The organism is Streptomyces sp. TRM64462 (genome assembly GCF_013362995.1).
Classification (GTDB): domain Bacteria; phylum Actinomycetota; class Actinomycetes; order Streptomycetales; family Streptomycetaceae; genus Streptomyces.
The window spans coordinates 1-6,790 of record NZ_JABWDV010000037.1; the positions used below are offsets into that span (position 1 = coordinate 1).

At 72.3% G+C, this 6,790-nt stretch carries 7 protein-coding genes; 3 read left to right on the plus strand and 4 right to left on the minus strand.

All coding sequences use genetic code 11. The annotated features are described in order from the left end of the window. Positions 1-22: 22 nt before the first annotated feature. The gene (locus HTZ82_RS01760) at positions 23-1,018 is read right to left on the minus strand and encodes a CBM35 domain-containing protein (RefSeq protein WP_175407464.1); all 996 of its coding nucleotides are present in this window, start codon (positions 1,016-1,018) and stop codon (positions 23-25) included. Positions 1,019-1,107: 89 nt separating this feature from the next. Next, positions 1,108-2,799 (minus strand): diguanylate cyclase CdgB, encoded by a 1,692-nt coding sequence (gene cdgB / locus HTZ82_RS01765; protein WP_175407465.1) that lies wholly within the window; start codon positions 2,797-2,799, stop codon positions 1,108-1,110. 383 nt (positions 2,800-3,182) lie between these two features. On the opposite strand from cdgB, the gene HTZ82_RS01770 reads away from it, so the two are divergent. Next, positions 3,183-3,647, plus strand: a complete 465-nt coding sequence (locus HTZ82_RS01770; protein WP_175407469.1) for a flavin reductase family protein — start codon at positions 3,183-3,185, stop codon at positions 3,645-3,647. Positions 3,648-3,678: 31 nt separating this feature from the next. Here the strand turns inward: HTZ82_RS01770 and arfB are convergent, their stop codons facing one another. Further along, entirely contained in the window at positions 3,679-4,116 is a 438-nt protein-coding gene (gene arfB / locus HTZ82_RS01775; RefSeq protein ID WP_175407466.1) for an alternative ribosome rescue aminoacyl-tRNA hydrolase ArfB, read from the minus strand. 127 nt (positions 4,117-4,243) lie between these two features. Between arfB and HTZ82_RS01780 the strand changes: the two genes are divergently transcribed. After that, on the plus strand, positions 4,244-4,819 hold the full coding sequence (locus HTZ82_RS01780) for a TerD family protein (protein WP_175407467.1): 576 nt from the start codon (positions 4,244-4,246) through the stop codon (positions 4,817-4,819). Between the two features lie 78 nt (positions 4,820-4,897). After that, positions 4,898-5,410 (plus strand): N-acetyltransferase, encoded by a 513-nt coding sequence (locus tag HTZ82_RS01785; RefSeq protein ID WP_175407468.1) that lies wholly within the window; start codon positions 4,898-4,900, stop codon positions 5,408-5,410. A gap of 31 nt (positions 5,411-5,441) precedes the next feature. Here HTZ82_RS01785 and HTZ82_RS01790 read toward each other — a convergent pair. Next, positions 5,442-6,790 (minus strand): M1 family metallopeptidase (locus HTZ82_RS01790; protein WP_309235269.1); only part of this gene is annotated, 1,349 nt, incomplete at its 5' end.

Consider the following 6,790-nt stretch of genomic DNA (forward strand, 5'->3'; position numbering starts at 1 on the left):
GGCGGGGCCGGGCGGGCCGGGGTCAGCCGTTGACGTGGCCCTGCTTGAGCCAGACCTGGTCCAGGTACGCCTCGCACGTGTTGCCCGGCTCGCAGGACATCTTCAGGGTGTTCTCACCCTTCTCCAGCTCCAGCCAGGCGTACGTCTTCGTCCAGCCCCGCTCCCAGTCGCCCTCGGCCGCCTTCGCGAAGTTCGCCATGTTGAGCCTCCGGGCGGCGCCGCCGTTGACGGACAGGGACGTCTCCGCGTCCTTGCCGGGCACGCTGTACGTGAGGAACAGCGTGTACTTCCCGGCCTCCGGCACGTCCACCTTCCAGCTGGCCGCGCCGCCCACGCCGTTGAACATCACGTACGCGCCGCCCGCGCCCTGGGCGCCCTTCACGTCCGTGCCGAGCACGGCCGGCGGGGTGAGCTGGAGGGTGCCCGCGTCGCGCTTCGGCAGCTCGGCGGGGGCCGACGCGGACGGGGACGGGTCCGTGGACGGGGACTCCTGGACCTGGGTCGCGGCCGGGGCCGACGGGGACGGGGTCGCGTTCTTGTCGTCGTCGGAGCCCTTCGTGAGGAGGGCCGTCGTGATGCCGGCCACCACCACCAGGACCACCGCGACCGCGCCGATCAGGAGGCCCTTGGTGTTCGGACCGCCGCCCCGGCCGCCCCGGGCGGGGACGGGGGGCGTGGGACGGGTGGGGGCGCCGCCGGGGTACGTCTCGGGCGCCGCGTACTGCGGGTGCGGCTGCGCGGCGTACTGCGGGTGCGGCGGCTGCTGGTGCGGAGCGTGCGGCGGCTGGTGCTGGTGCTGCTGCTGCGGGACCTGGCCGTACTGGCGCTCGCCGACCGCGCGCACCTGGTTGTACGACGTACGCGGCCGCCCCGGCTGCGCGGCGGGGCCGGGGTAGCCGTAGCCGCCACCCTGGCGCTGCCCCTGGCCGCCCGACGCCTGACCGTCCGCGTACAGATAGCCGAACGGGTCGTCGTCCTCGGGCGTGCCCGCGCCGTTGCCGTGATTACCGGCCGCCATCCCTGGTCACTCCTCATCCGTGCTCGCCAGCGGTCTCCGACCCGGGCGAGCCTACCCCGAACGAGGTACGCCAGCGGTTCCGGAAGCGCTTACCCCGCGCGACGGTGGATCTTGGCGCGGGACCTCTTCTCCATGTACATCCGCTGGTCCGCCGAGTTCAGCACCTCTTCTACGGACATTCCGCATTCCGCCCACCCGATGCCGAAGCTCGCTCCGACGCGGACGGCCCGCCCGTCGACCCTGATCGGCGGGATGATGCCGTTGCGGAGCCGTACGGCCAGGTCGGCGGCGTCCGCCGCGCCCAGCCCGTCCGCCAGGACCACGAACTCGTCGCCGCCCAGCCGGGCCACCGTGTCCCCGTCCCGCACCCCGGCCGTGAGCCGCCGGGCGACCTCGATCAGCACCGCGTCCCCCGTGTGGTGCCCGAACCTGTCGTTGATCGACTTGAAGCCGTCGAGGTCGCAGAAGAGCACCGCGAGCCCCTTCGTCCCGTCGTCGACCTCGCCGTCCGGCGCGACCGCGTGCACATGGTGGTCGTACGGGCCCCCGCCGGGCCCGCCCGCCGACTGGTCGAAGTCGAAGCCGTCGCCCCGGTAGCCGTACTCGTACGCGTACTCCCCGTCGCCCTGCTGCCCGGCCGCCGCGCCGTACGTCTCGTACCCCGCGGCGTCCGCCGCCGTCGCCCGCACCGCGCCGCCCGGCCGGGAGCACAGCCGTGAGCTGAGCCGGGCGCGCAGCTCGGCGCTGTTCGGCAGGCCGGTCAGCGCGTCGTGCGAGGCGCGGTGCGCGAGCTGCAGCTCGTGCCGCTTGCGCTCCTCGATGTCCTCGACGTGGGTGAGCAGGAAGCGCGGCCCGTCCGCCGTGTCCGCCACGACCGAGTTGCGCAGCGAGACCCAGACGTACGAGCCGTCCCGCCGCGCCAGCCGCAGCTCGGCGCGGCCGCCCTCGGCGGAGGTGCGCAGCAGCGTGCCGACGTCCTCCGGGTGGACCAGGTCCGCGAACGAGTACCGGCGCATCACCGCCGCCGGGCGGCCCAGCAGCCGGCACAGCGCGTCGTTCGCCCGCAGCAGCCGCCCGTGCTGGTCGCCGCCCATCTCCGCGATCGCCATGCCGGACGGCGCGTACTCGAAGGCCTGCCGGAACGACTCCTCGCTGGCGCGCAGCGCCTGCTGCTCCCGCTCCAGGCGGACCAGCGCCCGCTGCATGTTTGCTCGCAGACGGGCGTTGCTGATCGCAATGGCGGACTGCGACGCGTACATCTGGAGCGCCTCACGCCCCCACGCGCCGGGCCGGCGGCCGTTGCGGGGCCGGTCGACGGAGATGACACCGAGGAGCTCGCACTGGCCGCCGGAGGTGTACATGGGCGCGTAGAGCCGGTCGCGGGGGTGCCACTCGTCTTCGAAGCGCGGCTCGGGGCCCTCCGTGTGCCACTGCGGCACGTCGTCGTCGATCAGCACCCAGCCCTCGGTGTGCGGGATGAACCGCAGGTCGCCCCAGGACTCGCCCATGTGGAGGCGGCGCTCCCAGGAGACGCGGGAGCCGACCCGGCCCGTGATCAGGGCTTCCGCCGCGGCGTTGCCGGCGAACGCGGCGACGACCAGGTCACCGTCGGGGCGGACGAGATTGACGCACGCCAGCTCGTAGCCGAGCCCGGTGATGACGCCGTCGGCGACGGTCTGCAGCGTGTCGGCCAGACTGCGGGCCGTGTTGAGGTTGGCGACGACCTGGTGCAGCTGCCGCAGGGTCGCAAGACGGACGTACGGCTCCGACTCGGTCTCCATCGTTCGCTCTCCCCGAGACCTCGACAGCGACTGACTCCAGGCGTCTCATCGGCGTTCTTGTGCGGTGTCACCGGCCACTGAATCACAGCGAGCTGTGCACTCGGTACACAGGGTCAACAATTACTGCGCTCTGTGACTCAAGTCACAATAGGTGAGGTCCAGCCCAATGAAGCTCCCGGAGGTTACCGACCGCAAATCGGTGGTCCTAGGTCCGCGGTGGGGCCCGGACTGGTTCCCGCGCCCGATGCGACCGGGTGGCGCGCGAGGTTAGCGTTCTTGGTGTGCTCCCAACAACCCAGCCTCCGCCGGACCGTGCCCGTACGAGGGATCCCCAGCCCGCGGGGGATCCTGAGGGGGTGAGCAACGACGAGTTCCGCGCGGCGATGTCCCGGCTGGCCGCCGGTGTGGTCCTGGTGACGGCGGTCGAGCCGCCGATGGACGAGGACGTCGGCATGACGGCGACCGCGTTCATGTCCGTGTCGCTGGACCCGCCGCTGGTGATGGTGAGCCTGCGGAACGGCTCCCGCATGGACGACCTGCTGGCCGAGCAGCCGCTGTGGGGCGTGTCCGTGCTGGCCGAGAGCCAGCGGCACATCGCGGGGCGGTTCGCGATGAAGGGGAGGGTCAGCGACCGGCTGCTGTTCGCGGACATCCCGTACACGCGCGGCGAGGTGTCGGGCGCGCCGCTGGTGGGCGGGGCGCTGACGACGCTGGAGTGCCGGACGGAACGGCGGGTGGAGGCGGGCGACCACACGCTGGTCATCGGCCGCGTCCTGACGGTCGCCCTCCCGAGCCCACAGGGCGCGCCGCTGCTGTATTACCGGAGCCGGTACCGCCATCTGGCGTGATGCCCCGGCGGGGGGAGAGCGCGCGGGCGGCTCAGCCCCAGTCGCGTGCGGAGCGTCCGCGCTTGGTCTCGGCGCGCTGCTTCTTCTCGCGCAGCCTGCGCTCGTTGATGCCGCGCGGCATCTTCGTGGGCCGGCGCGGCTTCGGCGGCGGCGCCGTGGCCTCCGCCAGCAGCGCGGCGAGCCGCACCGCCGCCGTCTCCCGGTTGCGCCACTGCGAGCGGTGCTCCGAGGCCCGTACGACCACGACCCCGCCGACCAGCCGGCCGCCGAGCCGCCGCAGGGCGCGCTCCTTCCACACCGGGGGCAGCGCCTCCGTACGGGCCAGGTCGAAGCGGAGCTCCACCTGCGAGTCGCTGGTGTTGACGTGCTGACCGCCCGGCCCGGACGAGCGCGAGAAACGCCACATCAGCTCGGACTCCGGCAGGGCGACCGAGCCTCTGATGAGATAGGGACCGGACATGGTGTCCATGTTCCCCTTCGTGGCGGGATCACGTCATCCTGTTTTCCACAGCGGCCCGGCCGCTGGAACCACCGCGGCGTACGCCGCGTTAAGAGCTGTGACGCACCGAGTGAGTGACTGAGGAAAGGGACTTCCCATGGCTGTAAGCCTGTCCAAGGGCGGCAACGTCTCGCTGACCAAGGAGGCACCGGGCCTGACCGCCGTCACGGTGGGCCTCGGCTGGGACGTCCGGACCACCACGGGCACCGACTTCGACCTCGACGCCTCCGCCATCGGTGTCGACGCCGCCGGCAAGGTCGCCTCCGACGCCCACTTCGTCTTCTTCAACAACAAGTCGACGCCCGACCAGACCATCGTCCACACCGGCGACAACCGCACCGGCGAGGGCGAGGGCGACGACGAGCAGATCAACGTCAACCTGGCGGGCCTCCCGGCCAACGTCGACAAGATCGTCTTCCCGGTCTCCATCTACGACGCGGTGACCCGCTCGCAGAACTTCGGCCAGGTCCGCAACGCCTACATCCGCATCCTCAACCAGGCGGGCGGTGCGGAGATCGCCCGCTACGACCTCAGCGAGGACGCCGCCACCGAGACCGCCATGGTCTTCGGCGAGCTGTACCGGAACGGCGCGGAGTGGAAGTTCCGCGCGGTCGGCCAGGGCTACGCCTCCGGCCTGGAGGGCATCGCCCGCGACTTCGGCGTGAACATCTGAGGTACCCACGCGCGTGTGGACCGCGGGCCCCGGTGGCGTCTTGCGCCGCCGGGGCCCGTCGTTGCCTACTGTGGCCGCATGATCGTCGAACCGCTGGAGCTCGGCGAGGAGGGCGCCCTGCCGGGGCCGCTTCTCACCGAACTCACCGAGTTGTACGCGTCGAACCAGGAGTTCCAGCAGCTCAGCGGGGACTTCCCGGACCCCGACGACATCCGGCCCGAACAGGTCGCCGCCTCCCTCGCGGAGGAACTGGCGCAGCCGGGCGCCGAGGTGCTGCTCGCCCGTTCGGGCGGACGGGTCATCGGCATCTCGGTGACGCTCGCCCACCACCCGGACCCGGACGACCCGGACCCGTGGATCGGGCTGTTGATGGTCCACGCCCGGGACCACCGCATGGGCTTCGGCCGGGAGCTGGCCGAGATCGTCGAGAAGCGGTTCCGTGCCCTGGGCCGTACGGGCGTCAAACTCGCCGTCCTGGACAACAACCGCAAGGCACTGGCCTTCTGGCGGGCCATCGGCTACCAGGAGATCGACCGCCGCAAGGACCTCCGGGCGGGCCGGGACAGCATCGTGATGCGCAAGCCGCTGTAGTCGGCGTCGCCGCTGTCACCGCTGCGGCCGCTCAGGGCTTCTCGGGCTTCTCCTCGCCGTACAGCCAGGTGTCCCACAGCTCCGTCAGGTCCTCGCCGGTCTCCTCCTCCACGAACCGCGTGAAGTCGTCCGTGGACGCGTTGCCGTGCCGGTGCTCCGCCGCCCAGCCCTTGAGGAGCGCGAAGAACGCCTCGTCGCCGACCGCCTGGCGGACCTTGTGCAGCACCATCGCGCCCCGGTAGTAGACCGGCGGCTCGGAGATGTCGGCGGCCGACGGCGGATCAGCGGGCGGGAACGCCCAGTTGGAGGGCTCCGCGAACGCCGCCGCATGGCTGGTCGGCACCGGGACGCCGGTGAACTTCTCGGCGTACAGCCACTCGGCGTACTGCGCGAAGCCCTCGTTGAGCCACATGTCCCGCCACGACTCGGGCGAGACGGAGTTGCCGTACCACTGGTGGGCCAGCTCGTGGACGAGGATCTCGGCGGTGAACTGGTCGTGCGGGATGACCGGCCGCGTCTGGGTCTCCAGGGCGTACCCGGCGTCCCCCGCCCGCTCGACGATAACGCCGGCGGAGGAGAAGGGGTACGGGCCGAAGGTGGCCATCAGCCAGGTGAGCAGCTCCGGCACCCTGGCCAGCAGGTCGGCGCTGTCGCGCGTGACGGTGCGGTCGGTGGCGGAGACGACGGGCAGCCCGGAGGCGGTCCGGGTGGTGGTCATGTCGTACCGGCCGACGGTGAGAGTGGCCAGATAGCTCGCCATGGGCTCGGTGGAGCGCCAGGTGGCCGTGGTGCGGCCTTCGTCGGTGGTGGTGGCGGTCCGCCGGCCGTTGGAGAGGGCCTGGACGCCCTTCGGGACGGTGACGGTGATGTCGTACGTGGCCTTGTCGGAGGGGTGGTGGTTGCCCGGGAACCAGGCCATGGAGCCGGTCGGCTGGCCGAGTGCGACGGCGCCGTCGGCGGTCGGCAGCCAGCCCTCCTGCGAGCCGTCGGGGTCGGTGACGGTGCGGGGTGTGCCGGAGTAGCGGACGACGGTACGGAACGTGGCGCCGTCCCCGATGTCGTCGCGCGGGCGCAGGGTCAGCTCGTGGCCGGCGCGGCGGACGGAGGCGGGGTCGCCGTCGACGGTGACGCTGTGGACGGTGAGCCCGGCGAGGTCCAGGTTGAAGGCGCTGAGGGCCTGGGTGGCGCGGGCGGTGATCTCGGCGGTGCCCTCCAGGTGCCGGGTCTCCGGGTCGTAGGTGAGGGTGAGGGCGTAGTGGCGGACGTCGTAGCCGCCGTTGCCGAGCTTCGGGAAGTACGGGTCGCGCAGCCCGGCGGCGCCGGGGGTGCCTCCTACGCCGCCGGTGCAGCCGCCGAGCGCCACGGCGAGCACCAGGGCGG

Excerpts from the sequence above, each read along its gene's own strand:
- HTZ82_RS01780 (WP_175407467.1), top strand. The coding sequence starts at position 4,244 with ATGGCTGTAAGCCTGTCCAAGGGCGGCAACGTCTCGCTGACCAAGGAG.
- HTZ82_RS01785 (WP_175407468.1), top strand. The coding sequence starts at position 4,898 with ATGATCGTCGAACCGCTGGAGCTCGGCGAGGAGGGCGCCCTGCCGGGG.
- cdgB (WP_175407465.1), bottom strand. The coding sequence starts at position 2,799 with ATGGAGACCGAGTCGGAGCCGTACGTCCGTCTTGCGACCCTGCGGCAG.
- HTZ82_RS01760 (WP_175407464.1), bottom strand. The coding sequence starts at position 1,018 with ATGGCGGCCGGTAATCACGGCAACGGCGCGGGCACGCCCGAGGACGAC.
- HTZ82_RS01770 (WP_175407469.1), top strand. The coding sequence starts at position 3,183 with ATGTCCCGGCTGGCCGCCGGTGTGGTCCTGGTGACGGCGGTCGAGCCG.
- arfB (WP_175407466.1), bottom strand. The coding sequence starts at position 4,116 with ATGGACACCATGTCCGGTCCCTATCTCATCAGAGGCTCGGTCGCCCTG.